Source organism: Actinoplanes sp. NPDC049118, assembly GCF_040648555.1.
Taxonomy (GTDB): Bacteria; Actinomycetota; Actinomycetes; order Mycobacteriales; family Micromonosporaceae; genus Actinoplanes.
The window spans coordinates 17,417-42,085 of sequence record NZ_JBEZDY010000039.1 but is presented as its reverse complement, the minus strand read 5'-3'; the positions used below and the strand labels follow the sequence as shown (position 1 = coordinate 42,085).

Here is a 24,669-nt window from a genome sequence, read left to right as displayed (position 1 = left end):
CTCCCGATGGGGTGCGTGCGAGAGGACTTCGGACCGGGCGGGCAGCCGGCTCGGTATCGGTCGGGTTCCCGTCAGCAACCCATCCGCGGCGCCGGCGGCTCCGAACACCGCTTCTCGGCAGAATGGGCGCATGACTACCGCGCAGTTCTCGTCGGTTCGGGCCGGGCACTGGACCGGCGCCGGAACCGGGGTGACGGTGATCCTGCCGCCCGCCGGCACGGTCGGCTCCGGGGAGGTGCGCGGAGGCGCGCCGGCGACCCGCGAGTTCGCCCTGCTGGATCCGGTCCGGCTGGTCGACCGCGTCGACGCCGTGGTCCTGTCGGGAGGCTCGGCGTTCGGGCTCTCCGCGGCCGACGGGGTGATGAGCCTGCTGCGCGAGCGCGGAGCCGGCTTCCCGACCCCGGCCGGGCCCGTGCCGATCGTGGTCGGCATGTCGATCTTCGACGCCTCGGTGCGTACCGGCCCGCCCGACGCGCAGAGCGGCCGGGCGGCCGCGCTCGCGGCCCTCGCCGGCGGTGACCTCTCCTCGGGCCGGGTCGGCGCGGGCACCGGCGCGTCGACGGGGAAGTGGCGCGGGCGCCTCGACCCCGGCGGCCTGGGCCGGGCCCGGCGCGACGCCGGCGGCGTACAGGTCGAGGCCGTCGTCGTGGTCAACGCCTGGGGCGACGTCCTCGGCCGCGACGGCGAACCGCTCTTCGGCGGCGACGCCGGCTACGTGCGGCCGCCGGCCGCCGCCGGCATGGAGAACACCACCGTGGCCGTGGTGCTGACGAATGCGCGGCTGTCCAAGTCCGACTGCTTCCTGCTCGCGCAGAGCGGCCACGCCGGGTTCGCGCGGACCCTGCATCCCGCCCATTCGCGGTACGACGGCGACGCGGTGGTCGCGCTCGCCACCGGCGAGGCCGGGGTGGAGGCGGACCTCGACCTGCTGCGGGCGGTCACCGCCGACGTGGTCGGTGACGCCATCCGGTCGGCGGTCGCCTGAGCGGGTTCGTCAACGGCCCCTGGGCGCGGCCGGCGAGGACCGGTCCAGGGCGCGAACGGTGCTGCTCGCCGAGGAGACGACCCGGACCCGGCTCCGGTGCGCCGATCCGACCGGCAACGGCGGGTCGTCGCCGGTCGCCGGGAGCGCGACGACCAGCGCGATCAGCATCAGCGTGTAGGCGTTCTCCAGCAGCGCGTTGCCGGGTGCGAGCCAGATCGGCGACGCGACGCTCAGCGCGTACCCGGCGAGCGCGGCGAGGGCCGGCAGCGGGTCGCGCCGCCGGAGCCCGCGGTCCGCCAGCAGGAGCACCGCGACCGGCAGGAACACCAGGTGGTGGGTCCACGACATCGGGCTGATCAGGTTCGCCGTGAGGCCGGTCAGGGTCAGCGCCGTCACCTCGTCGCCGCCGGCGTTTGCCCGCCGGGCCCGGTGCAGCCCGATCGCCAGGACGAGCAGGCCGGCGATCGTCCACCACCCGGCCGGCGCGTCCAGGCGGGCGAAGAGGCCGGTCAGCGCCTGGTTGGTGAGGGCGTCCGGCGCGCCGACCCGGTCCGGCCGCCACATCAGGTCGCCGAAGTAGCGCACCGACTCGGCGGGCGCCGCCAGGAAGGCGCCGACGGTCAGGGCGGCGACGGTCAGGCACGCCGTGCGGGCCGCGCGCCACTGCCGGGTCACCAGCAGGTAGACGATGAACAGCCCGGGGGTGAGCTTGACCGCGGTGGCGACGCCGACGCCGACGCCGGTCCAGCGGGAGGCGTGCCGGCGCACCACGATCAGGTCCAGGACGACGAGGGCGAACAGCCACAGGTTCACCTGGCCGAGGCCGAGGGTCTGCCGCACCGGTTCGGTGCAGAGCGCCAGCGGCAGCGCCACGGCGAGCACCGAGCGCCGGGAGCGGCCGTGCGCCTCGGCGATCGGGGCGATCAGCACGGCGAGGACGACGGCGAGGGCCACGATGCTGCCGGCGGCGTTGAGCCAGCCCGCCGTCGCCGCGGAGGTCGAGGCGACCGGCATCAGCACCAGCGCGGCGAACGGCGGGTAGGTGAAGCCGAGGTGGCCTCGCACGGGCGCGGCGTAGTCGTACAGGTCGCCGCCGTGTGTCCACCAGCGGATCGCGTCGTGGTAGATGACCATGTCGAAGAACCGGTAGTGCTCGTCGAAGACCCGGATCACGAGCAGGGTCACGATGATCAGGAGACCGGCCGCGGCCGTCCTGAGGCGACGATCGCCGGTGGGGGTCAAGGCTTGTCGCTCCAGGTGACCGACGTGACGGCCGTGCTGTACTGCACGGCACCGGGCGGCAGGCTCGCGTTCGCCGGGCCGGGCCGGCGCACCACCGCCTGGCTGTAGGTGATCCGGCCGGAGCCGGAGCCGAGATAGACCTGCCATTCGACCAGGCCGTGGCGCGGGGTGATCCCGGTGTACGCCAGGCCGCGCGCCGGGCGCCCCAGCGGGTCCACGTCGGCGTCCAGCGTGCTGACGCCGGTCAGGCCGGCCAGCATGCGGTAGATCTTCGCGCGCTCGCCGCCGCCGGAGTCGGTGAAGGTGTCGAGCAGCCTGGTGCCCGTGCGGAAGAGCCAGCCCTGCGGGTCCGCCGGCACGGCCAGGCCCTTCGTGGCCAGCCAGGCGATCATCGCGGCGCCGGTCTCGGCGGGATCGTCGGGCAGCGCCGCCACGTCGCCGTCGAAGCCGTGGTCGCCGGCCAGGTCCGGGTAGAGGCCGGGGTACGGAGGGCCGGCGATCTCGCTCGCGTCCGGCGTGCCGTCGCGGGCGTAGGCGGCGGCGTCGGCGGCCGTCAGCGGCCGCACGCTCGATCCGGCGTCGCCGATGGTGAGCCACCCCTCGCCTGGCAGCCCGTCCGCGGGCCGGACGCCGCGCACCACGTCGACCCGGATGACGTCGTAGCCACCGGCGGAATCGAGGTGCACGACCCGGCCCGTGGTGCCCGTGACGTGCACGAACCGGCCCCGCCGGCCGTCGCGCTCGGCCAGCTCGGCGGCCTCGTACAGGATCGCCCGCGGCGTCGCGCGGCCGGCGACGGGCGGGCGTGGCGGCGCGGGTGGCGCCTGCACCACCGCGACCGCGGCGATGGCCGCGGCGGCCAGCCCGGCGGCGACCAGGCCGGAGCCCCACCTCGGACGGGTGCCGAGGGTGAAGCGCGGTCGCGGCCGGGCCAGCACGGCGCGGAGCAGCAGCCGGGCCCGGGCCGAGTCCGCGGCGTCACGGACGTCGGCGTCGGGTACCGGGTCGGCCGCGGCCAACCGCGTCATGGCGTCCTGGTCGTTCATGCCGATCTTCCCCTCGGGCCGGCGGTGGTGCGCAAGGGATACGTGGGCGCCGGCCGTTCCTGGTCGGCGGCCTCGAGCAGCCGGGCGAGCCGCCGCCGGGCCCGGTGCACCCGCACCTTGAACGCGACCGCCGAGCAGCCCAGCACCCGGGCGGCGTCGTCGTGGTCGAGGCCCTCCCAGCCGATCAGCAGCAGGGCCTCGCGGTCGGCCGCGGAGAGCCCGAGCAGCGCGTCGCGCAGGCCCGCGTCCGCGACCACCGCGACCGCGTGGTCCGGGGTCTGCGGCACGCCGCGGCGTGCGATCCGCTCGGCGAGGCGCAGCCGGCGCCGGGCGGCGCGCTCCTCGTTGGCGAGGCTGTTGCGGGCGACGCGGTAGAGCCAGGGCAGCGGCTCCTCGGGCAGCCGCGCGAAGTGGCGCCAGGCGGTGGCGAACGTGTCGGCGACGACGTCGTGTGCGCGCGCCGGGTCGGTGCGGCGCGCCACGAACGCGAGCACGCGGGGGTAGCACCGGCGGAACATCGCCGTGAACAACTCCTCGTCCGTCACGCGCCCTCCTCGTCCGTCATCGCTGTAGGTCCGGACAGCGGCTGACGGTTACCGCGCGGGTCGATTCTTTTCCACGCCGGCAACCCGGGCTCCGGAAGTTTCGGAATTCCACTTCGTCTACGCGGTGATGATGATCATCCCGAGTGGAATCGCGCTGTTCGTGGCGCTGCTGAGCGTCCGTGAGACGTACCGGAAAACTTCCGGAAATTCGTTGTTGACGAATGTGTCATCACCTCTCAACAATGGTGACAACGACGGATGTCGATCGCCTCCGGCGGGCCCCGGCCGCCGGGTGTCGCATGTCGAACTGACGGTGGTGCCGAGGCCCGGCCGGCACCCCCCACGCCACGTTCCGCATCACAGAGAAGGTGACCCCATGATCGGAAAACCCGGCGGACGGCCGAGAACGAGACTGTTGAGGGCCGGTCTTGCCGGCGCGGCCGGCCTGCTCGCCGCGGCCGGCGTCCTGGTACTGACCCCGGCGGCCGATGCGGCCGCCGACTGCGCCAACGGCTATGTGGGGTTGACCTACGACGACGGGCCCAACCCGTCGAACACCACAAACCTGCTCAACGCGCTGCGTTCGGCGGGCCTGCGGGCCACGATGTTCAACACCGGCCAGAACGCCGCCGCCAACCCGGGTCTCGTCGCCGCCGAGGCGGGCGCGGGCATGTGGATCGCCAATCACAGCTACACCCACCCGCACATGCTCAACCTGAGCGCGGCCCAGATGTCGTCCGAGCTGTCCAGGACCCAGTCCGCCATCCAGAACGCCGGCGGCGGCACCCCGAGGCTGTTCCGCCCGCCGTACGGGGAGACCAACGCCACGCTGCAGTCGGCGGCCTCCGCCCTCGGTCTGCGGACGCTGACCTGGGACGTCGACTCGCAGGACTGGAACGGCGCCGGCACCGCGCAGATCGTGCAGGCCGCGTCCACCCTCACCAACGGACAGACCATCCTCATGCACGACCAGTACGCGACCACCGTCGCAGCGATCCCGCAGATCGCCTCCGGCCTGCGCAACCGCGGCCTCTGCGCCGGCATGATCTCGCCGTCGACCGGCCGGGCGGTCGCGCCCGACGGCACGCCGCCGACGACGGGCCCGACCACCCCGCCCACCACCGGCCCGACCACCCCGCCGCCCGGGGGCGGCTGTACGACGACCTACACCGAGGGCCAGAAGTGGAGCGACCGCTTCAACGGCCAGGTGACGGTCTCCGGTGCGAACAACTGGATCGTGACGGTCACGCTGCAGTCACCACAGCGGATCATCGCAACCTGGAACGCCTCGGTCAGCTGGTCCAGCGCCACCGTGATGACCGCGCGGCCCAACGGCAGCGGGAACACGTTCGGCTTCACCGTCCAGCACGGTGGCAACTGGGCCTGGCCGTCGCTGTCCTGCCGCGCCGGGTAGCCCAGCCCGGCCGGTGACCGGTCGCGGGGTGCGGCGGCGGCCGCACCCCGCGACGCCGGCGTGTCCGGCGCTACCGGCCTCAGGCGCCGGCCGCCGCGTGGACCCGCGCGCCGTCGATGTAGGTGAGCGCGACCGTGCTCTCGCCGATCCGCTCCGGCGGCCCGTCGAACGGATCGCGGTCGAGCACCACGAGGTCGGCGCGGTAGCCGGGCCGCAGGTGCCCGGTGTCGTCGCGATGGTTCACATGGGCGGAGCCCGCGGTGTACGCGGCCAGCGCCGTGCCGAGGGTGAGCCGCTGACCGGGCAGGAACGGCGGCAGGCCGCCGCCGAGGTGCGCTCGGTTGACCGCGACGTGGATGCCGAGCAGCGGGTCGGGGCTGCTGACCGGCCAGTCGCTGCCGGCGGCCAGGGTGGCGCCGGCCCGCTCCAGATCGCCGAAGGGGTACTGCCACCCGGCGGGGCCCGGCTCGAGGAACGGCAGGGTCAGGTCGTCCATCTGCGGCTCGTGTGCGGCCCAGAGCGGCTGCAGGTTCGCGGTCGCACCCAGGGCGCGGAAGCGTGGCACGTCGTCGGGGTGCACGACCTGCAGGTGTGCGAGGTGCGGCCGGGTGTCGCGGAACCCGTTGGCGGTGCGGGCAGCGGCGACGGCGTCGAGCGCGTCGCGCACGGCACGGTCGCCGAGCGCGTGGAAGTGCACCTGGAAGCCCAGCGCGTCCAGCGCGGTCACGTACCCCGGCAGCGCCGCCGGGTCGACGAAGGAGAGCCCACGGTTGGTCGTCGGATGACCGTGCGCGTCGGTGTACGGCACGGTCATCGCGGCGGTGAAGTTCTCCGCGACGCCGTCGAGCATGAACTTGACCGTCCCGCTGCGCAGCCGGCCGACGGTGAACCGCTCCCGCTTCTCCACGAGCTCCGGGATCTGGGCGGCGTCGCGGTCCCGGTCCCACCACAGGGCCCCGGCGACCGAGGAGATCAGCGACCCGTCGCCCGCCGCGGTGAGGTAGGCGTCGGAGATGTCGGGGTAGCCGTTGCCCGCGCACAGCATCGCGTCCTGCCAGGCGGTGACGCCCAGCGAATGCAGCAGGCGCTGGGCGCGGAGCAGCCCGGCGAGCCGGTCCGCCGGCGTTACCGGCGGGAGCAGGCCGGCGACCAGGGACATCGCGCCCTCCTGGAGCCCGCCGCTCGGGCCGCCGCCGGGCTCGCGGTCGATCCGCCCGTCCGCCGGATCCGCGGTGCCCGCGTCGATCCCGGCCAGGGCCAGCGCGCGGCTGTTGACCCAGGCGCCGTGGTGGTCGCGGTTGGTCAGGAAGACCGGCCGGTCGGCGACGACCCGATCGAGCAGGCCGCGGGCGGGGGTGCCGCCGGGAAAGCTCTCCATCGACCAGCCGCTGCCGACGATCCAGGCGGCGCCGGGGTTCGCGGCCGCGTACGCGCCGACCCGGTCGAGGTAGTCGCCGACGTCGGTGGTGCCGGTGAGGTCGCACTGGCCGAGTTCGAGGCCGCCCATCACCGCGTGGACGTGTGCGTCCTGGAAGCCGGGCAGCAGCAGCCGCCCGCGCAGCTCGACGACCTCGGTCCGGGGCCCTGCTAGCGCGGTCACCTCCGGGCCGCCGACGGCCAGGATCCGCCCGCCGCGCACGGCGAGCGCGGTGGCGCGCCCGGCGGCCAGCACCGGGCCGCCGGTGAACAGCAGATCGGCGGCGGCGGTCGGCATGGCTAGACGGTACGCAGGTCGAGCGAGTGCCAGACGACGCCGTCGAGGTTCCCCGTCGTCCACCAGAGCACGCCGTCGCGGTACGACACCGAGCCGGCGTCCGGGCTGATCTCGATGGTCTGCCGGGTGGCCATCTCGAAGACGACCAGCTGGCTGTTCCCGGTGAGCTCCGAGTTCGGTCCGACCTGGGCGAGGACCTCGAAGCGGTCGAGCGGCGCCACATCGGTGATCACCGTGGCCGCCACGTCGCCCGCGATGCGCTCGCGGCCGCTGCCGTCCGGGTGCATCAGCTCGATCCGGTTGGTGCCGTCGCCCGCCAGCGCCGCCACCCGGCACCACGCCGGGCCGCAGGCCGTCGTGGCGCGCCGGCCGGCCCGCGCCACCGCGACCTCGCGCCCGGTGGTCAGGTCGCGCAGCCGGGTCGCGCCCGCCGCCTGGTTGACGCCGTCGACCAGCCACGGGTACGCCGACAGCTTCCAGGTGCCGGCCTGCGGCTGTATGCGCACCGGACCGCCGGTCAGGGCGACCGAGCGGACCTCGGTGGAGTCCGCGGCGCCGGCCGCGGCCCAGTAGACCCGGCCGCCGGTGACCACGAGGTCGTACTGCGACTGGTAGAACGTGGCGCGGCCGACGTCGGCGGAGAGCAGCCGGGCGGGGCGGCCCGGCTTCAGGCCGGCCGCCCACAGCGCCGGCCGGCCGCCGCCGGTGCCCTCGACCCAGACCAGCTCGTCGCCGGCGACGGCGAAGGTCTGGAACGACGGATGCCGCGGCCGGGGCAGGCGCCGGAGCTCACGCACCGAGTCGCCGGCGCCGAGCAGGACGAGTCGCAGGAACCGGCCGTCCGGGGTCTCGGCGGTGCCGGCCGAGGTGCGGGCGTCGAGGAAGATCCCCGGCTTGTACTCGGTGCCGTCCGCCAGCCTCGGCTGCACCGTGCCGCGCTCTGCCTGCGGCCAGGCCGTGGCGGCGGACACCAGGGCGGTCGGCGGCGTGCTCGATCCCGACGCCGGCATCGCCAGCAGGGCGGCGCCGGCGGCGAGCGCGGCGCACAGCCCCAGCGAGGGCCATCGTGAGGTGCTGATGCCATCACCTCCCCTGGCGTTGCGGCGACGCCATGATAGCCAGGCCTTCCCGCGGGCCCCGCCGGCGACGGCGGAGGGCCGCGCCGATCTCGCCGGAGGTCGCCGCCCGGCCCTATGCTGTGCCGATGACCGGGACGGAACGCCGATCGACCTTCATGAGCCGGCTGCGCCGCCGGTTCCGGTTCCTGGGCGGGGTGGCAGACGCGGTCTCGCACGCCGAGATGGGCCCCTACGCCGGCGCGCCGCGCAACCCCGAGCTGCGGGTCGGCGACGAGAAGTCGTACTCGACCGTGCGCTACACCACGCACCAGGTGGCCGTGAGCGCTGCCGACGAGGAGCAGTGGCTGCGTTCGCCGATGCCGGCGATCGCCAAGGCCCGGGAGCGGGCCCGCCGCACGGTGGTCTGAGGCCCTTCAGCCGACGGTGGTGAGATGGGCGACGACCATGTCGCCCAGCATCGTGCGGTAGTGCTCGCGCAGGCCCGGGTCGAGCAGGTCGCGGCCGAAGATGGTGCCGAAGGTGTACTGGTTGGCGACCCGGAAGAAGCAGAACGCGCTGATCGCCATGTGCACGTCGACGGCGTCCACATCGGTGCGGAAGACGCCCTGCTCCTGGCCGCGCCGCAGCAGGTCGGTCAGCAGCCGTACGGCCGGGGTGTTGAGGTCGATCAGGTCCGGCAGCTGCGCGATGTGCTCGCCGCGGTGGATGTTCTCGATGCTGACCAGGCGGATGAAGTCCGGGTTGGCCTCGTGGTGGTCGAAGGTCACCTCGGCGATCCGCCGGATCGCCGCGGCGGGCTCGAGGTGGTCGACGTTGACCTCCTGCTCGGCGGCGCGGATCCGGGCGTACGCCTGCTCGAGGGCCTCGACGTACAGCTGTCTCTTGCCGCCGAAGTAGTAGTAGATCATCCGCTTGGTGGTGCGTGTGCGGTCCGCGATCTCGTCCACCCGGGCGCCGTCGTAGCCGCGATCGGCGAACTCCGCGGTGGCGACGGCCAGGATCTCCGCGCGGGTGCGTTCCGCGTCGCGGCGGCGTTCCGAGGGATCGGACGGGGCGCGTGTCGCATTCATCGGGCTCCTTCGCGGGGCGTCTCGAGCGCTCGGCAAGGTTCGCACACGGCCCTTGACATCGATCCGTCGAGGGCCGATAACTAACGTACCGGTTCGTACATTAGCGGCGGAGGTCAGCCCGTGGGCGGTGCGGACGACCACTTCATCGTCGGGCTGATCGGTGCCGGCATCGGCTCCTCGCTGAGCCCGCCGCTGCACGAGCGCGAGGCCGACGACCAGGGACTTCGCCTCATCTACCAGCTGATCGACATCACCGCGCTCGGGCTGGCGGCCGCCGACGTCGGCGAGCTGGTGCGTACCACGCGGCAGGTCGGCTTTCGCGGCCTCAACGTCACCCACCCGTGCAAGCAGGAGGTCCTCGGGCACCTCGACGAGCTCTCGCCCGAGGCGGCGGAGCTCGGCGCGGTCAACACCGTCGTCTTCGCCGGCGGCCGCTCGATCGGGCACAACACCGACCGGTACGGATTCGCCGAGAGCTTCCGGCGCGGGCTGCCCGGCGCCGCCACCGGGCGGGTGGTCCTGGTCGGCGCGGGCGGCGCGGGGGCGGCGGTGGCGCACGCGATGGCCCGGCTCGGCGCCGGCCACCTCACCGTCATCGACGCCGACCCGGACCGTGCGCGCCGGCTGGCCGGGTCCCTCGTCGCGGCCGGTACCCCCGCCGACGGCGTCGGCGCCGGGCACGTCGCCGAGCGGCTGGCCGGCGCCGACGGCCTGATCAACGCGACCCCGGTTGGCATGGAGCACCACCCCGGCCTGCCCGTGCCGGCCGAGGTGCTGAGCCCGCGGCTCTGGGTCGCCGACGTCATCTACCGGCCGCTGGAGACCGGCCTGCTGCGTGCGGCGCGGGCGGCCGGCTGCCGCACGCTCGACGGCGGCGGCATGGTCGTCCATCAGGCCGCGGAGGCGTTCCGGCTCTTCACCGGCCGCGCGCCGCGGGTCGGCCGGATGCTCCGGCACTTCGCGGCCCTGACGGCACCGGCCGACGGCGGCACCCGTGCGTAGGGCCGCCTCAGCCGGCGTCCGGCCCGAGGTAGGCGGGCAGGATCGACGGCGGGATCGGTCCCTTGATCCGGCGGCCCTGCTGGGTCTCCTCCCACGCGTGGGCGAGGATGCCGACGCTGCGGCTGAGCACGAACAGGCCCCGGGCCAGCGGCGCGGGGAAGCCGAGCTCGGCGTAGATGACCGCGGTGGCGCCGTCGATGTTCATCGGTACGTGCCGGCCCGCCCGCGCGTTCAGCAGCTCCTCGACCGCGCGGGCGGCGGCGAGGTGCCGGCCGGCGACGACGCCGTCGCGCACCGCGTCGTCAACGAGCGCCAGCAGCGGCGCCCGGCGCGGGTCGACCGGGTGGAAGCGGTGGCCGAACCCCGGCAGATACGGCGAGCCGGCCCGCCACCGGGCGACCACCGCGGCGGCGTCGCCGGTGTCGCAGATCTCGTCGAGCAGCGCGACGCACTGCTCGCCGGCGCCGCCGTGCACGTCGCCCAGCACGTTGACCCCGGTGGCGACGGCGTTGTTCAGCCCGACGCCGCAGGTGGCCGCCATCCGCGCGATCGCGATCGACGGCGCCTGCGGGCCGTGGTCGACCCCGGCGACGAGGGCGGCCTCCAGCAGGGCGGATTCGCGCGGCGTCGGCGTGTCGCCGCGCAGCATCAGCCAGATCATGCCGGTCAGCCCGGTCGTGCCGATGAGGTCCTGCACCGGGCGGCCGCGCAGCTCGATGACGCCCGGCTCGATGCGGCTGACCGCCGTCGCCCACCAGCCGGCGACCTCGTCGCGGGTGCGGTCGGCGGTCATCGGGGTGCCCCGGCCGCCGCGCGCCACCGGGTCAGCAGGCCGGGCAGGTCGGCGTTGTGCTCGCCCAGCGCGGGCGGCGGCGCGGGCGGCGCGAACTGTTCACCGTCGAACTGCACGCCGTTGCCGGTCACCCGCAGGGGCCCCGGCGCGGCGGCCGCCGCGCCCTCGGGGAAGGGCAGCTCGCTGATGAACCCGCGGCCGGCGGCCTGCGCGGACCCGATCGCCTGCGGCACGGTGAGGATGCGGGCGGCGGGCACGCCCGCCGCGGCGAGGATCCGCTCCCAGTCGGCCGCCGGCCGGGCGGCGAGCGCGTCGTTGATCTCGCGGTTCAGCGCGTCGCGATGCTCCTTGCGCGACTCTCGGTCGGCGAACCGCGGATCGGCGCACAGCCCGGGACGCCCGATCAGGGCGCACAGGGTCTCGAACTGCTCCTGGCGGTTCGCGGCGATGTTCAGCGGGCCGTCGGCGGCGTCGAAGGTCCCCGACGGAGCGGCGGTGGCGTTTTGATCCCCCGTCGGTTCCGGCGCGATGCCGCTCACCAGGTAGTTGGAGACCGCCCAGCCCATCGCGGAGACGGACGCCTCCAGCATGGACACGTCGAGGAAGCACCCGTGCCCGTCGCGCCCGCGCCCGGCGAGGGCGGCGCAGACGGCGAGCGCGGCGGTGAGCCCGCCGACGGTGTCGCAGATCGGGAAGCCGACGCGCAGCGGGGCCGACTCGGGCGTGCCGGTGATGCTCATCATCCCGGACAGCCCCTGGATGATCTGGTCGTAGGCGGGCGCCTGGCTCATCGGACCCCGCTGGCCGAAGCCGGTGATCGCGCAGTAGATCAGCCCCGGGTTCAGCGCCCGCAGCCGCTCCACGTCGTAGCCGAGGCGCTCGAGCACCCCGGCCCGGAAGTTCTCCAGCAGCACGTCGGCGCCCGAGACGAGCCCGGCGAAGGCCTCCCGGCCGGCGTCGTCCTTGAGGTCCAGCTCGATCGACTTCTTGCCGGCGTTCTGTGCCAGGAAGGAGGCGCCCAGGCCGGCGGCGTTCAGTGCCGGGTCGGGGCCGAGGCGCCGGGCCAGGTCGCCCTGGCCGGGCAGCTCCACCTTGACGACCTCCGCGCCGAGCAGCATCAGGTGGTAGCTGCAGTACGGCCCGGCGAGCACGTTCGTCAAGTCGAGCACGCGGACGCCGGACAGTGGTCGCTCGTGCATTCCCATGGTTCCTTCCGCGAGGCGCGGCGATCAGAACGACGAGCCGAGCGGGTGGTCGAAGCCGCGCTCGGCCATCCGCTGGGCCACCTCCTTCAGGTCGCGCGCGAAGGTGTCGATCCGTTCGTCGGTGAAGCGCAGGGTCGGCCCGCTCAGGCTCAACGCCGCAACGACCGTGCCGGAGCGCCCGAGGATCGGCACCGCGACGGCGGTCAGGCCCTCTTCGCGCTCGCCGTGGCTGACCGCGTGGCCGCGCAGGGCGGCCTCGTCGATCCACTCCCGCAGGCGGTGGACGTGGCCCTCGCCGTACGGGGAGGAGCGCGCGACCCGGGCGAGCAGGCCCGGGCTCGCGTTGCGCAGCAGCACCTTGGCGGACGCGCCGGCCCAGAGGGGCAGCTCGTCGCCGATGTGGACGACGTGCCGCAGCGGCTGCGGGCTCTCCTGCTGTGCGATGCAGACCCGGACGATGTCGCGCGCGACGTAGACGTTCACCGTCTCCCGGTCACGGGCGGCGAGGTCGCGCATCATCCGCTTGGTCTCGGGCGGCAGCTCCCAGCTGCTGCGCGCGAGGTGCGCCCAGCGCCAGAGCCCGGGGCCGGCCATGTAGCCGGTGCTGGTGGCCCAGAGCAGGCCGATCTGCTCCAGGGTCTGGATGAGACGGATGACGGTCGTCTTGGCGAGCCCGGTGGCCGCCACGGCGTCCCGGATGGTGATCAGCGGCCGTTCCTCGGTGAGCAGCGACAGGATGTCCAGCGCGCGCTGCACGCTGCGGACGCCCTGCGTCTCCGGCGTCTCGGCCGGCCGGGTCCCGGAGGGCTGCACGGTTCCTCACTTCCTGGCGCCGGGCGCGGCGCCGACGCGGTTCGCGGGCAGCCCGATTCTGCCGCCCGGCCACCCGGTTCATCGGGCGGTAACTTCTCCGACCCGCCCTATTGCCAGGAAGCAGCGGTCGCCCGTACGTTACACCTAGTCCGCACAGCGGTCCAAGAGACCGTCTGATGGTCCACCAGATGGATCGCCCCGAGGGGGTTCCGGCGATGCTCGACGCGATACTCAAGGCAGCGGGATCCGGCGCGGTCGCCGAGGCTCCCGCGCTGCTCGGAGGTGTCTGGATCAACGAAGGATGCACCGCGGAGCGGATCGGCCCGTACGCGCGGACCGTGGTCAGCAGGGCCCGGACCGCGAGCCCGTCCGAGGTCCGTACAGCGGTTCAATACGCCCACCAGAACGCGAGAGCCGTCGGCCGGCTCGCCCCCGCGACCCGGGCCGGAATCCTGGAGGGCGCGTCCCGGCTGGCGGCCGGGCGCCGCGCCGAGTTCGCCAACCTGATCGCCCTCGAGCTGGGCAAGCCGGTGCGTGACGGGCTCGGCGAGCTCGACCGGGTGGCCGACACCTTCGCCGTCTGCGCCGCGGAGGCCCGCCGGATCGGCGGCGACATGCTCCCGGTCGCCGGCTGGGAGCGCGGCGTCGGCAACACCGCCGTCACCTACCGCGCGCCGGCCGGCGTCGCGCTGGCCATCACCCCGTTCAACGCGCCGGCCAACCTGCTCGCCCACAAGCTCGGCGCCTCGTTCGCCGCCGGCAACACCACGATCGTCAAGGCGCCGCCGCAGGCGCCCGCGGTCACCGCCGCGGTGGTGGCCCTGCTGCTCGCGGCGGGGGCGCCCGTCGAGGCGGTGCAGCTGCTGCACGGCGGGGGAGAGGTCGGCGCGGCGCTCTGCGCGGCACCGGAGATCAGCGTCGTCAGCTTCACCGGCAGCGCCGTCACCGGTGCCGCCGTCGCCCGCGCGGCCGGCGCCAAGCGCCTCGTGCTCGAGCTCGGCGGCAACGCCGCCACCATCGTCTGCGAGGACGCGGACCTCGGCGCGGCCGCCCGGGTGTGCGCACGCACCGGCTACAGCAACTCCGGGCAGAGCTGCATCTCGGTGCAGCGCGTCTACGTGCACTCCTCGCGCTTCGACGAGTTCGTCGCGGCGTTCACCGCCGAGGCGGCCGCGCTGAGGGTCGGCGATCCGCTCGATCCGGCCACCGACGTCGGCACGATGGTCGACGAGCGGGCCGCCGAGCGCGTCGTCGCCTGGGCCGCCGCGGCCGTCGCCGGTGGGGCGGTCATCACCCTCGGCGGCACCCGCGACGGCGCCACGGTCGCGCCGACCGTGGTGGCCGGCCCGCGCGAGGACGCCGACGTGGTCACCCGGGAGGTCTTCGGCGCGCTGGTCTCGGTGCTGCCGTACGACTCCTTCGACGCGGTGCTCGCCGCGTGCAACACCAGCCGGTACGGGCTGCAGGCCGGGCTGTTCACCCGCGACATCGGCCGGATCCTCACGGCCTGGCGGGAGCTCGAGGTCGGCGGCCTGATCGTCAACGGCTCGTCCAACTTCCGGCTCGACCACGTGCCGTTCGGCGGCGTCAAGGACTCCGGCTTCGGCCGCGAGTCGCCGCGGCACATGGTCGACGAGTACACCGTGGTCAAGACCCTGCTGCTGCGCGGTCTCTCCGTCTGGGGTGACCAATGAGCGGGAGCACCGCCGCCGACGTTCTCGTCCGGCAGCTCGCGTCGTACGGCGTCGAGTACGTCTTCGGCACCTGCGGGCACACCAACATCGCCCTGCTGGACGCCATCGGCCGCGGCGGCATCGAGTTCGTCATCGCCCGCCACGAGCAGACCGCGGCGCACGCCGCGGACGGATACGCCCGCGCCACCGGCCGGCCCGGCGTGCTGCTGACCCACGTCGGACCCGGCATGCTGAACGCGGTGACCGGCGTGGCCACGGCCGCGCTGGACTCGGTGCCGCTGGTCGCCATCGCCGGCGACGTCCCGTCCCACCTGTACGGCCGCCACCCGCATCAGGAGATCAACCTCCACGCCGACGCGGACCAGACGGCCGTCTACCGCCCGTTCGTCAAGCGCGCCTGGCACGTGCGGCGGGTGGCGGACCTGCCCCGGTTCACCGAGCGGGCCTTCTGGACCGCCACCTCGGGCCGGCCGGGTGCGGTCCTGCTCAACGTGCCGATGGACCTGTTCTCCCGGCCGCTGCCCGCCGAGCGCGCCGACGCCTTCCCGCTCGCCGGCCACGCCACCCGCCCCGGCCTGCCGGCGGCCGAGGCGGACCGGATCGCCGCGCTGCTGACCGGGGCCGAGCGCCCGCTGATCTACCTCGGCGGCGGCCTCGGCGGCGACGCGGGCCGACGGGCGCTGCGGGACCTGGCCGAACATCTCGACATCCCGGTCGCGCACTCGCTGATGGCCAAGGGCGTGCTGCCCGACGAGCACCCCCTCGTCCTCGGCATGACGGGCTTCTGGGGCCTCGGGGTCACCAACGACTACGCCCGCGAGGCCGACGTGGTGCTGGCCGTCGCGACCCGGTTCGCCGAGACCGACGCGAGCTCGTGGAATCCGGCGTACACGTGGAGCTTCCCGCCCTCGCGCCTGATCCAGATCGACATCGACCCGGCCGAGATCGGCCGCAACTACCCGGTCGAGATCGGTGTGGTGGCCGACGCCGGGCTCGCCGTCCCCGCGATCGGGGAGGCCGTCCGCCGCCGGCACCCCGAGCCGGTCTCCCGGCCCGGCGTGCGCGAGCGGATACACCAGGCCCGGGCGGAGCTGTTCGCGGCCGGCGCCGAGCGCGGCCGCAGCGAGGCGTTCCCGCTGCGCCCCGAGCGGATCCTCGCCGACGTGCGCGCCGCCCTGCCGGCGGACGCGGTGCTGGTGACCGACGTCGGCTGGAACAAGAACGGCGTCGCGCAGTGCTACCCGCTGCCCGAGCGGGGCCGGTTCATCACGCCCGGCGGCGCGTCCACCATGGGCTTCGGCCCGGCGGCCGCGCTGGGCGTGCAGATCGCCGAGCCCGGGCGGGTGGTGGTCGCGCTCATCGGTGACGGGGGGATGAGCGCGCAGCTGCCGGCCGTGCCGATGGCGGTCGAGCGGGGCCTTCCGGTGATCTTCCTGGTGATGAACAACCGGTCACACGGCACCATCTCCGACCTCCAGTCGACCTACTTCGGCCGCAGCTACGGCTGCGACTTCACCGATCCCGACGGGCGGCCGTACAGCCCCGACTTCGCCGCGTACGGCCGGGCCTGCGGCGCGGACGGCTATCTCATCGCGGAACCGCGGGACCTCGCCGCCGCGCTGCGCAACGCGTTACGGCGCCGCCGGCCGGCGGTGCTGGACGTACCGATGGTCAACGAGCCGGTGCCGACCCCCGGGCACTGGAACATCAAGGACATCTATCGAGGGGTCTTCGAGTGATCAGAGCGCAACTCCACAGACAGAGGTGAGATGCACATGACCCGACTCCGCACCGCCGCGGTCGCCGTCCTGGCCGCCGTCCTGGCCACCGGATGCAGCGCTCCCGGCGGTGACAAGGACTCCTCCGGTGACGACTCCGGACCCATCAAGATCGCAGTCGTCGACGCGCAGAGCGGCCAGCTGAGCTCGCTCGGCGCCTGGGAGCTCAAGGGCGCCCGGCTCGCCGTCGACGAATGGAACCGGGCCGGTGGCATCAACGGCCGCCAGATCGAGCTGGGCGTCTTCGACGATCAGGCCGACCCGACCGTCGGCACCAACCTGGCCCGGAAGATCGCCAGCGAGGACTACATCGCGATGATCGGCACGGCCGAGAGCGCGGTGACGATCGCGATGGCGCCCATCCTCAAGCAGGAGGGCATCCCGAACATCACCTCCGGCCAGTCGCCGGGCCTGGTGGCGGTCAAGAGCGAGTTCCTGTTCCTGAACGGCCCGACCAGCACCACGTACGACGAGACGCTCGCCAAGCACATCGTGGACACGCAGGGCATCAAGAGCATCGCCCTGATCACCAACAACGGTTCGTACGGCAAGGGCGAACACGACGCGTTCACCAAGGCGCTGGCCGCCCGCGGCGTCACCCCGGTCGCGGACCAGGTCGTCACCACCGATCAGAAGGACTTCAGCGCCGCACTCACCACCATCCGGCAGCGGAACCCGAAGGTGATCTTCCTGGGCGCCGAGGAGGTGCAGTCCGGCCTGATCGTCAAGCAGGCCCGCGACCTGGGCATCACGGCGCCGTTCGCGGGCGCCGCGCCGCAGGGCACCCCGGTCTTCCTGGACACCGCCGGCGCCGCCAACGCCGAGGGCACCATCGTCAGCTCGCCGTACCTGAGCAACGACATCAGCGACGCCTCCCGCAAGTTCGCCGCGGCCTACCGGGCGGCCTACAACGAGGAGGCCGAGATGCACGGTGCGAAGGCCTACGACGGCGCCCAGATCATGCTCACCGCCATGAAGACCAGCGACGTGGCCTCGGGCCGGGAACTCGCCGACGCCATCCGGGCCACCCGGTACGAGGGGCTGCTCGGCAGCTTCGAGTTCGACGAGACCGGCGTCGGCATCTTCGCCACCTCGATCGGCACCATCACCGGCGGAAAACTGGTCGCCGCCGCGGGCTGACCGGCCACGTCTCCCGGCGGCCGGCCACCCGGCCGCGGGGCTCGCGTCCCTACAGGAGAGCCATGCAGGTCTTTCTGCAAACGTTCATCGGCGGGCTGAGCCTCGGCGCCATCTACGCACTGGTGGCGCTGGGCTTCTCGCTCGTCTACCGCACCATGGGCCTGGTCAACTTCGCGCACGGCAACGTCGTCACGGTCGGCGCGTACCTCGCCTCCACCTTCTACCTGTCGACCAGGATGCCGTTCGTGCCGGCGATGACCGTCGCGATCCTGCTGACCGGCGCCATCGGCCTGGTGATCGAGCGGGTCCTGCGCCCGCTGGAGAACAAGGACTTCGACCTCATGCTGATCGGCACCATCGGCTTCGGCATCGTGCTCGAGGCGCTGATCATCATGATCTGGGGCGCGACCGGGCGCGCGGTTCCCTCGCCGGTGCCGGGCGCCCCGCTGGACATCTTCGGCGTCCGGATCCGCACGTACGACCTGGTGGTGCTGGCGATCGCCGCGACCGCGACGGTCCTGCTGGTCTTCTTCCTGTCCCGCACCAAGCGCGGCGCGGCGATGCAGGCCGTCGCCATGGACCACGAGGCGGCCACCGCGGTCGGCATCCACGTCGGCCGCAGCAACGCGACCGCGTTCATGATCGGCGCCGGGCTGGCGGCGCTGGCCGGCGGCCTGGTCGGGCCGCTGCTCTACGTCAGCCCGGCGATGGGCGGCGCCCTGGGCATCAAGGGCTTCGCCGCCGCGATCCTCGGCGGCTTCGGCAGCATCCCGGGCGCCGTCATCGGCGGGCTCGCGATCGGGGTGCTCGACGGCTTCACCGCCGGGCACTTCCAGGGCTACTCGGAGCTGGTCACCTTCCTGGTCTTCACGATGATCATCATGATCCGGCCGACCGGGATCTTCGGCGAGCGGACGGTGAACCGGGCATGAGGTACCGGATCGCGGCGTTCGCGGCGCTCGGCGTGGCGGCCTGGCTGCTGCCGTACGGGCTGGACTCCTACGCCATCCACGTCGTCAACGTGATCATCATCTTCGCGCTGCTCGCCGTCGGGCTGGGCCTGGCCATGGGCATCGGCGGGCAGGTCAACCTCGCCCAGGTGGCGTTCTTCGGCGTCGGCGCGTACGCGACGGCCATCCTCACCACCGAGGCCGGCCTCGGATTCTGGGTGTCCGCGGCGCTGGCGATCGCGGCGACCGCCGCGATCGGGCTGCTCGTCGGCACGCCCGCCCTGCGGATCCAGTCCCACTACCTGGGCATCGTCACGCTCGGCCTGGCCCTGGCCTTCACCAACTGGGTGACCAACGCCCAGGTGGCCGGCGGCGCGGAGGGCATCTCCAACATCCCGGTGCCGACGCTGCCGGGCATCGACCTGTCCAACGAGTACCTCTTCTACTACCTCGAACTGGTCGTCCTGGCCTGCGGGCTCCTCTTCGGGCTGTTCGTGGTCCGGACCGGGCTGGGCCGGCGGCTGCGGGCGATGCGCGACGACGCCCTGGCCGCCGGCGCGCTCGGCGCCGAGGTGCCGATGCTACGGATGACCGCGTTCCTGCTGGCCAGCGTCTACGGCGGCGTCGCGGGCGTGCTCTACGCGGGCCTGATCCGCTACGTGGCACCGGAGTCGTTCGGCATCGCGAACATGTTCCTGCTGCTCGCGATGGTCATCATCGGGGGCAGGCAGAGCCTGATCGGCTGCGTCGTCGGCGCGGTCGGGCTCTGCGTGGTCCGCGAGCTGCTGGTCGACCATCCGACCTACGCCCAGGTCGCCTACGGCACGGTCGTCGTGCTGACCGTGGTCTTCGCACCCACCGGCCTGGCCGGGCTGCCCGGGCGCGTCCGCGCCGCCGTCGGCCGTCGCGGCGCCGTCGCGGCCCGGCTCGAACCGTTCCGGCCGTACGAGCGGGGCGACGCACCGCCCGCGGACGCACCGGCCGTGCTGAGCGTCGACGACGTGCACATGCGGTTCCGGGGCCTCAAGGCGCTCGACGGCGTGTCCCTGACCGTGCGGCAGGGCGAGATCCGCGGCATCGTCGGCCCCAACGGGTCCGGCAAGACCACGTTGTTCAACGTGATCAGCGGGCTGTACCGGCCGACCGGCGGCCGGGTCGAGTTCGGCGGGCGCGACGTGACCGGGCTGCCGCCGTACCGGCTGGCCCGGGCCGGCATCGCGCGCACCTTCCAGAATCTGCGGCTCTTCGGCGACCTCACCGTCCGGGAGAACGTCCTGGTCGCGCTGGACCACAGCCGCACCGTCGACGGCTGGCGCTACCTGCTGCGTCCGCTGAGCGTGCTGCGCGCCGACCGCAGGCTGCGGGCGCGGGCCGACGAGGTGCTCGACCGGTACGGCCTCACCGGCTTCGCCGATCAGCCGCCGCGGTCGCTGCCGTACGGCACCCAGCGCCGCGTCGAGATCGCCCGGGCCGTGGCCGCCCGGCCGAGGCTGCTGCTGCTCGACGAGCCCGCCGCCGGCCTCAACGGCGACGAGGTGCGCCGGCTCGGCGAGATGGTCCGGTCGATCCGCGACAGCGGCGTCACGGTGGTCGTCATCGAGCACAACATGGGCCTGGTGATGTCGCTCTGCGAGCGGGTCACCGTGCTCGCCGGCGGCGGCGTTATCGCCGAGGGCACCCCGGCGGAGGTCGCCGCGGCGCCCGCCGTCATCGAGGCCTACCTCGGCGACTCCATGTCCACCGACGACATCGAGCTTCCCACGGAGGTGAACCGGTGAGCGCCGCCACCACGACCGGCGCGGCGGCCCTGACCGTCGGCGGCCTGACCGTGCACTACGGCGGCGTCTGCGCGGTCCGCGACGTCAGCTTCGAGGTTCCGGCCGGCCAGGCGGTCGGCGTCATCGGCGCGAACGGCGCGGGCAAGACGTCCACGCTGAAGGCGATCATGGGGCTGGTGCCGCGTACCGTGTCGGCGCTGCGGCTCGGCGGGGCCGACCTGAGCCGGGTCGCGGCCCGCGACATGGTCCGGCACGGCATCGGGTACGTGCCCGAGGGCCGGCACGTCTTCCCCGGCCTGACCGTCGAGAAGAACCTGCTGCTCGGCGCGTACGCCCGGCGCTGGGACGCCGGGGTCCGCTCCGGGCTGGACGAGGTCTACGAGCTGTTTCCGGTCCTCGCCGAGATGCGGGGCCGGCTCGCCGGTGCGCTCTCCGGCGGCCAGCAGCAGATGCTGTCGATCGGCCGGGCGCTGATGTCGCGGCCCCGGTTGCTGCTGCTGGACGAGCCGTCCATGGGGCTGTCGCCGAAGCTGGTCGAGGACATCCTCGCCGTGCTGCAGCGCCTCGGCCGGGAGGGGCTGAGCATGCTGCTGGTCGAGCAGAACGCGAAGCTCACCTTCGAGGCCACCGCCACCTGCCTCGTCGTGGAGAACGGGGAGGTGGCGATGACCGGCACGTCGGAGCAGCTGCGGCACGACCCGCGGGTGCGGCGGATCTACCTCGGGTTGTGAGAACGGCGCCCCGGGACGGCTCGCCTACGGCACCGTGAGTCCGGCCAGGATGCGCTGCTGGGTCGCCACCGCGCCCACCCAGTCCCGCTCGGGGGTGGTCCAGTCGGCGAGATAGGACAGCAGGACCCGCCGGGTGTGCAGCCGGGGCCCCTCGGGCGGCTGCCAGGGTGTACTCCCAGTCGGCGCCGCCGCCGCGGAAGGTCAGGTTGCCCATGCTGATCCGCGCGTAGCCGGGCAGCGAACCGGCGGCGAGCGCGGTCCGCTCCGCCGCGCGCCAGTAACCCAGCGGATCCGAGGTCGCCGGCTCGCCGGTGTCGACGGTGAGGGCGCGGACACCGGCCGGGTCCCGGAACTCGACGGCGTTACCGGCGGCGGACCGGCGCCAGCCGGCGGGAAGCTCGAGCCGGAACCCGGCGGGGTCGCGGTGGCCGACCCAGCCGCCCGCCGCGGGCGGCCCGGTCACCACGCCGGCGGCCGGTGCCGTGGCGCCCGGCCGGTCGTCGCCGCCCGCCGCCACCGCGACCCCGGCGGCGCCGAGCAGCATCACCATGACGGAGGCGATCACGATCTGGACCCGCCGCATCCCGCGCCACGGCCCGGGCCCGCCCTCGACGGCCGCGGCGACCGGCGGCCGCACCGCGGCGGGCCGGTACCGGACGACCTCGTCCGCCGGCCGGGCGGGCGGGACCCGGGCCACGCCGACGGCCCGGCCGGGGGTCGCCGCTGCCGCGGCCGACTCCAGCATCGCGGAGGCGTCGTCCGGGCTCGGCCGCCGCGCCGGGTCGCGGACCAGCAGGGCGCCGATCGCCGCATGCAGCGGACCCGGGCGCGCCGGTGGGTCGGGGTCCTCGGTCAGCGCCGCCGCCAGCGTCGCCGCCAGCGTCGGCCGCATGAACGGCGCCCGCCCCTCGACCGCCGCGTACAGGGTCGCGCCGAGCGACCACAGGTCACCCGGCGCGCCGGACGCGTGCGTGCGGATCCGCTCCGGCGCCATGAAGTTCGGCGAACCGACCAGCACGCCGGTGCTGTTCTCGCCGGCGGTGCCGTCGCCGGCGTCCCAGATCGCGGCGAGCCCGAAGTCGGTGAGCACCACCCGGCCGTCGGTGCCGATCAGCACGTTGTGCGGCTTCACGTCCCGGTGCAGGACCCCCGCGGCGTGCGCGTTACGCAGGGCGGCGAGCACGGCCGCGCCGATCCGGGCGGCCTCGCGATGGCTCAGCGGCCCGTCCTCGCGCACGGCCTCGTGCAGCGAGCGGCCCGCGACGTACTCCATCACGATCCACGAGCGGCCGGGCGTGCGCACCACGTCGTAGATGCGCACGACGTTGGGATGGTCGAGCCGGGCGGCGGCCCGCGCCTCGCGTACCGTCCGGTCCTGGTCGCCGGGGCTCGTGATCTCCTTGACGGCGACGTCACGGTCCAGCAGGTCATCGTGTGCGCGCCAGACCCGGCCCATGCCGCCCGAGCCGATGAGCGCGATCAGCCGGTACCGCTCGGCGATCTTCACCTGTCATCACCACACCTGTCCGCGACGAACAACGACATGCGGGATTCGCCGCCGGCCGCCCGGCGGGTTGGTGGAAACGGCGGCGAAGTCTCATCCGGCCCACGGTCCGGTCGATGGACACACCATGCGCCTTCGTCTCGTCGCCCTCGCCGCCACCATGGCGGTCGCCGGCGGTCTCGCCGCCGTTCCGGCCGCGCCGGCGGCCGCGGCCTCCGCGCCCTGCCTCCCCGAGGCCGGCAGCCCGGTCTGCCGGTCCTGGACCGGCCGGGTGACCGCGGTGAACGACGGCGACACCCTCTCGGTCGACATCACCGGCGACGGCACGAGCACCCCCCGCTCGATCCGGCTCATCAACGTCCAGGCGATGGAGCAGACCGTCTACTCGCCGATCGCGAGCCGCCGCCGCGGCGAGTGCCACAGCCTGGTCGCCACCGCCCGCGTCGAGCAACTGGTCCGCGCCGGCGGTGGCGTCGTCCGCCTCACCGCGCAGCATGCCTCCAGCAGCAGCAGGTCACGCCCGCTGCGCAGCGTCTCCGTCAAGATCAATGGAGTCTGGCGGGACATCGGTCTCGACCTGCTGGGCCGCGGGCTGGCGTTGTGGCAGCCGTTCGGCACCGAGTGGGCCTGGAACGCGCATTACCGGCTCGCCGAGGCGCGCGCCGCCCGGGACCGGCAGGGCCTCTTCGACACCGACTTCTGCGGGGCCGGCCCCGCACAGAGCGGGCCGATCGGCGTCGTCGTCAACTACGACGCCCCCGGCCGCGACGACGAGAACCTCAACGGCGAGTGGGTCCGCGTGGACAACGGCCGCGACACCCCCCTCGCCGTCGGGAACTGGTGGATCCGGGACTCCGGCCTGCGGCGCTACACCTTCCCGGCGGGCACGGAGGTGCCGGCGCACGGGTCGGTCCAGGTCCACGTCGGCCGGGGCAAGGCGACGGCGACGCAGAAGTACTGGGGCCTGACCGCGCCGATCTTCGACAACCCCACCTTCGACAAACAGGCACACGGCGACGGGGCATACCTGTTCGACCCGCAGGGCGACCTGCGCGCCTGGATGCTGTACCCGTGCGTGCTGAACTGCGGCGACCCGGCGTGAGCCACACCGGAACCGCCCGCTCCCGTCGTGGTCAGATGACGGAGAAGTTCTTTGGGAGCGGGGTGCGGCCGGTAAGGGCCCGTAGGACCGGGGTGGCGTCGCCGACGGCGGCGGCGATCTGTGCGGCCTGGGTCACGGCCTCGGCGACGGCCTCCGGCACGACCTCGAACGGCACCCCGGCGGCCTCGGCGATGTCGGTGCCGTGCACCACGAGTTCGAACGTCCGGGTGGGCAGCCAGTCGCGGACCCGCATGGCCCCGGCCGGGGTGGTGATCACATCGTCGTCGCGGACGGCGGCCAGCGCGGTGGTGGCCAGGCCGGTCAGTTCGCTCACCCGGCCGGCGGCCTCGTCGCCCAGCCATGCGCCGCACTCGCGGGCGTCGTCCGACGAGGCCGCGACGGCGGCGGCGACCAGCTCGGGCGGGGCCGAGCGGGCGAACGCCCAGTAGCCCTGCGGCGAGTCGACGGTCACGGTGTCGCCGGTGGCGGCGAGCACGTCCGGCACCTGGCGCAGCGCGGAGCTGACCGTGTGGCCGACCAGTTCGCGCAGGGTCCAATCGCCCAGGCCGGGGGAGCCCCAGCGGTCGTCCGGCAGGCGGGAGACCAGGTCGGCGAAGGAGACGGCGGCGGCGCGGTACGTCCGGCGATAGTCCATGCCCACCAATCTGTCACAGGCCGTCAGCCCACCAGCCTAGGACGCTCGAGGGGTGGTGAGAGGGCCCGGCCGGGCGGGGGAGTGCGTCAGGCGGGCAGGCCGAACACGTGGCTCAGGCCGGTCACCTGCACGGCCTTGCGCACCTGCCGCGACGGGTTGGCCAGCGTGAACGTCACGCCCTGGCTCGCCGCGGAGTTGCGGGCGCTGACCAGGGCGCCGAGGGCGTACGAGTCGATGAACGTCACCGCCGCCACGTCGACGTGCAGGTAGCGGCACTCCTCGGCCGTCGCGGCGGCGGCCAGGCTGTCCCGGATGGCGTCGGCCCGGTCGAGGTCGAGGTCTCCGCAGAGCGAGGCGACCACCAGTCCGTCGGCGTCTACCTGCTCATATGTGACCACGGCGTCGTTGGGCATCCATCAGACGATAGTC

23 protein-coding genes are annotated in these 24,669 nt (G+C 74.1%); 11 read left to right on the top strand and 12 right to left on the bottom strand.

The window, feature by feature from the left end; translation table 11 throughout:
- The first annotated feature begins 130 nt into the window (after window positions 1–130).
- Window positions 131–985, top strand: a complete 855-nt coding sequence (locus AB0B58_RS38845; protein WP_360235103.1) for a P1 family peptidase — start codon at window positions 131–133, stop codon at window positions 983–985.
- Window positions 986–994: 9 nt separating this feature from the next.
- Here AB0B58_RS38845 and AB0B58_RS38840 read toward each other — a convergent pair whose 3' ends face one another.
- The 3 genes from AB0B58_RS38840 to AB0B58_RS38830 are packed head-to-tail and all read right to left on the bottom strand — an operon-like array spanning window position 995 to window position 3,818.
- The gene (locus tag AB0B58_RS38840; RefSeq protein WP_360235100.1) at window positions 995–2,170 is read right to left on the bottom strand and encodes a glycosyltransferase 87 family protein; all 1,176 of its coding nucleotides are present in this window, start codon (window positions 2,168–2,170) and stop codon (window positions 995–997) included.
- Between the two features lie 53 nt (window positions 2,171–2,223).
- On the bottom strand, window positions 2,224–3,273 hold the full coding sequence (locus AB0B58_RS38835; protein WP_360235097.1) for a hypothetical protein: 1,050 nt from the start codon (window positions 3,271–3,273) through the stop codon (window positions 2,224–2,226).
- Complete coding sequence (locus tag AB0B58_RS38830; protein WP_360235094.1) at window positions 3,270–3,818, bottom strand: RNA polymerase sigma factor; 549 nt, start codon at window positions 3,816–3,818, stop codon at window positions 3,270–3,272. The genes AB0B58_RS38835 and AB0B58_RS38830 overlap by 4 nt, the downstream gene beginning before the upstream one ends.
- A gap of 415 nt (window positions 3,819–4,233) precedes the next feature.
- On the opposite strand from AB0B58_RS38830, the gene AB0B58_RS38825 reads away from it, so the two are divergent.
- Window positions 4,234–5,232, top strand: a complete 999-nt coding sequence (locus tag AB0B58_RS38825; RefSeq protein ID WP_360235091.1) for a polysaccharide deacetylase family protein — start codon at window positions 4,234–4,236, stop codon at window positions 5,230–5,232.
- 79 nt (window positions 5,233–5,311) lie between these two features.
- Here AB0B58_RS38825 and AB0B58_RS38820 read toward each other — a convergent pair whose 3' ends face one another.
- Window positions 5,312–6,946 carry an amidohydrolase gene (locus AB0B58_RS38820; protein ID WP_360235088.1) on the bottom strand — a complete coding sequence of 545 codons (1,635 nt, stop codon included), beginning with the start codon at window positions 6,944–6,946 and terminating at the stop codon, window positions 5,312–5,314.
- Window positions 6,947–6,948: 2 nt separating this feature from the next.
- Window positions 6,949–7,956: a hypothetical protein gene (locus AB0B58_RS38815; RefSeq protein ID WP_360235085.1), complete on the bottom strand. Its 1,008-nt coding sequence runs from the start codon at window positions 7,954–7,956 to the stop codon at window positions 6,949–6,951.
- A gap of 194 nt (window positions 7,957–8,150) precedes the next feature.
- On the opposite strand from AB0B58_RS38815, the gene AB0B58_RS38810 reads away from it, so the two are divergent.
- Window positions 8,151–8,432 carry a hypothetical protein gene (locus tag AB0B58_RS38810; protein ID WP_360235082.1) on the top strand — a complete coding sequence of 94 codons (282 nt, stop codon included), beginning with the start codon at window positions 8,151–8,153 and terminating at the stop codon, window positions 8,430–8,432.
- 6 nt (window positions 8,433–8,438) lie between these two features.
- Here AB0B58_RS38810 and AB0B58_RS38805 read toward each other — a convergent pair whose 3' ends face one another.
- Window positions 8,439–9,095 carry a TetR/AcrR family transcriptional regulator gene (locus tag AB0B58_RS38805; RefSeq protein WP_360235079.1) on the bottom strand — a complete coding sequence of 219 codons (657 nt, stop codon included), beginning with the start codon at window positions 9,093–9,095 and terminating at the stop codon, window positions 8,439–8,441.
- A gap of 120 nt (window positions 9,096–9,215) precedes the next feature.
- On the opposite strand from AB0B58_RS38805, the gene AB0B58_RS38800 reads away from it, so the two are divergent.
- Complete coding sequence (locus AB0B58_RS38800; RefSeq protein ID WP_360235076.1) at window positions 9,216–10,097, top strand: shikimate dehydrogenase; 882 nt, start codon at window positions 9,216–9,218, stop codon at window positions 10,095–10,097.
- A 7-nt stretch (window positions 10,098–10,104) separates the two neighbouring features.
- On the opposite strand, the gene AB0B58_RS38795 is transcribed toward AB0B58_RS38800, so the two are convergent.
- The 3 genes from AB0B58_RS38795 to AB0B58_RS38785 are packed head-to-tail and all read right to left on the bottom strand — an operon-like array spanning window position 10,105 to window position 12,908.
- Window positions 10,105–10,890: a citryl-CoA lyase gene (locus tag AB0B58_RS38795; protein ID WP_360235073.1), complete on the bottom strand. Its 786-nt coding sequence runs from the start codon at window positions 10,888–10,890 to the stop codon at window positions 10,105–10,107.
- Window positions 10,887–12,089, bottom strand: a complete 1,203-nt coding sequence (locus AB0B58_RS38790; RefSeq protein ID WP_360235070.1) for a CoA transferase — start codon at window positions 12,087–12,089, stop codon at window positions 10,887–10,889. Before AB0B58_RS38790 ends, AB0B58_RS38795 begins: the two co-directional genes overlap by 4 nt.
- A 30-nt stretch (window positions 12,090–12,119) precedes the next feature.
- Window positions 12,120–12,908 (bottom strand): IclR family transcriptional regulator, encoded by a 789-nt coding sequence (locus tag AB0B58_RS38785; protein WP_360235067.1) that lies wholly within the window; start codon window positions 12,906–12,908, stop codon window positions 12,120–12,122.
- A 188-nt stretch (window positions 12,909–13,096) separates the two neighbouring features.
- Here AB0B58_RS38785 and AB0B58_RS38780 point away from each other — a divergent pair, with 188 nt between their 5' ends.
- The 6 genes from AB0B58_RS38780 (at window position 13,097) to AB0B58_RS38755 (ending at window position 20,979) form a co-directional block, all read left to right on the top strand.
- Window positions 13,097–14,602, top strand: coding sequence for an aldehyde dehydrogenase family protein (locus AB0B58_RS38780; protein ID WP_360235064.1), 1,506 nt, complete (start codon window positions 13,097–13,099; stop codon window positions 14,600–14,602).
- On the top strand, window positions 14,599–16,341 hold the full coding sequence (locus AB0B58_RS38775) for a thiamine pyrophosphate-binding protein (protein ID WP_360235061.1): 1,743 nt from the start codon (window positions 14,599–14,601) through the stop codon (window positions 16,339–16,341). Before AB0B58_RS38780 ends, AB0B58_RS38775 begins: the two co-directional genes overlap by 4 nt.
- 36 nt (window positions 16,342–16,377) lie before the next feature.
- Window positions 16,378–17,520 carry an ABC transporter substrate-binding protein gene (locus AB0B58_RS38770; RefSeq protein WP_360235058.1) on the top strand — a complete coding sequence of 381 codons (1,143 nt, stop codon included), beginning with the start codon at window positions 16,378–16,380 and terminating at the stop codon, window positions 17,518–17,520.
- 62 nt (window positions 17,521–17,582) lie between these two features.
- Window positions 17,583–18,452, top strand: coding sequence for a branched-chain amino acid ABC transporter permease (locus AB0B58_RS38765; RefSeq protein WP_360235055.1), 870 nt, complete (start codon window positions 17,583–17,585; stop codon window positions 18,450–18,452).
- Complete coding sequence (locus AB0B58_RS38760) at window positions 18,449–20,248, top strand: branched-chain amino acid ABC transporter ATP-binding protein/permease (protein WP_360235052.1); 1,800 nt, start codon at window positions 18,449–18,451, stop codon at window positions 20,246–20,248. Before AB0B58_RS38765 ends, AB0B58_RS38760 begins: the two co-directional genes overlap by 4 nt.
- Window positions 20,245–20,979, top strand: a complete 735-nt coding sequence (locus AB0B58_RS38755; RefSeq protein WP_360235049.1) for an ABC transporter ATP-binding protein — start codon at window positions 20,245–20,247, stop codon at window positions 20,977–20,979. Before AB0B58_RS38760 ends, AB0B58_RS38755 begins: the two co-directional genes overlap by 4 nt.
- Here AB0B58_RS38755 and AB0B58_RS38750 read toward each other — a convergent pair.
- Window positions 20,861–22,486: a serine/threonine-protein kinase gene (locus tag AB0B58_RS38750; RefSeq protein WP_360235046.1), complete on the bottom strand. Its 1,626-nt coding sequence runs from the start codon at window positions 22,484–22,486 to the stop codon at window positions 20,861–20,863. The two genes, AB0B58_RS38755 and AB0B58_RS38750, sit on opposite strands and share 119 nt — an antisense overlap.
- A 124-nt stretch (window positions 22,487–22,610) precedes the next feature.
- On the opposite strand from AB0B58_RS38750, the gene AB0B58_RS38745 reads away from it, so the two are divergent.
- Window positions 22,611–23,585, top strand: a complete 975-nt coding sequence (locus AB0B58_RS38745; RefSeq protein WP_360235043.1) for a lamin tail domain-containing protein — start codon at window positions 22,611–22,613, stop codon at window positions 23,583–23,585.
- A gap of 31 nt (window positions 23,586–23,616) precedes the next feature.
- On the opposite strand, the gene AB0B58_RS38740 is transcribed toward AB0B58_RS38745, so the two are convergent.
- On the bottom strand, window positions 23,617–24,240 hold the full coding sequence (locus AB0B58_RS38740) for a maleylpyruvate isomerase N-terminal domain-containing protein (RefSeq protein WP_360235040.1): 624 nt from the start codon (window positions 24,238–24,240) through the stop codon (window positions 23,617–23,619).
- Window positions 24,241–24,326: 86 nt separating this feature from the next.
- Window positions 24,327–24,653 carry an STAS domain-containing protein gene (locus tag AB0B58_RS38735; RefSeq protein ID WP_360235037.1) on the bottom strand — a complete coding sequence of 109 codons (327 nt, stop codon included), beginning with the start codon at window positions 24,651–24,653 and terminating at the stop codon, window positions 24,327–24,329.
- Window positions 24,654–24,669: the final 16 nt, after the last annotated feature.